Raw genomic sequence first — 539 nt, forward strand, 5'->3', positions numbered from 1 at the left:
WTAATAAAATCAAATTTATCAAATTTCATAATTTTAGATTCCTATAATTTCTATTTTAAATATATTTTATAGAAATTTTAAAATAACTAGGTTATGCAAGAAGTCTAGTATTGTTTTCTCCAAAAAAATTAAAGGATAACAATGAAAAATCAATTAATGGATATGTAATACTCATTAAATTCTTATATGTTTCTTGCACTTGTTCAGCTGATTTTTTCCCAGCCGCAATTTCTGCTAAAGTTTTTGAAACATCGTTTTCACTATTAATCCGATCACGTTCATTAATAAATAAAATTAAAAATGTAATAATTACGGCAGTATAAATAATCCAAAAAAGCATTGAAACTAAATACTGCCAACCAACTAATGCTGTTAGTTTATTGGGTTTTATCATTAGCATCACCTATTTTCTTTTTTTTTTTTTTTATTTTGTAAATTGTAAATGCAAATGTAGCACTTTTTATATGAATGAAAACCTTATTTTTAAGCTTAATAGTTATTTTAGTAATTAATTAACTAAAATAAGCCATAAAATATWW

Annotated in this window: 1 protein-coding gene; it reads right to left on the bottom strand. The window is 22.4% G+C overall.

Annotated features, from left to right (window positions below):
- Positions 1 to 91: 91 nt before the first annotated feature.
- Positions 92 to 394 (bottom strand): hypothetical protein, encoded by a 303-nt coding sequence (locus EHV01_RS06490; RefSeq protein WP_422066745.1) that lies wholly within the window; start codon positions 392 to 394, stop codon positions 92 to 94.
- Between the last annotated feature and the right edge of the window lie 145 nt (positions 395 to 539).

Origin of the sequence: Spiroplasma sp. hy2 (assembly GCF_044714365.1) — a bacterium.
Lineage (GTDB): Bacteria > Bacillota_I > Bacilli_A > Mycoplasmatales > Mycoplasmataceae > Spiroplasma > Spiroplasma phoeniceum.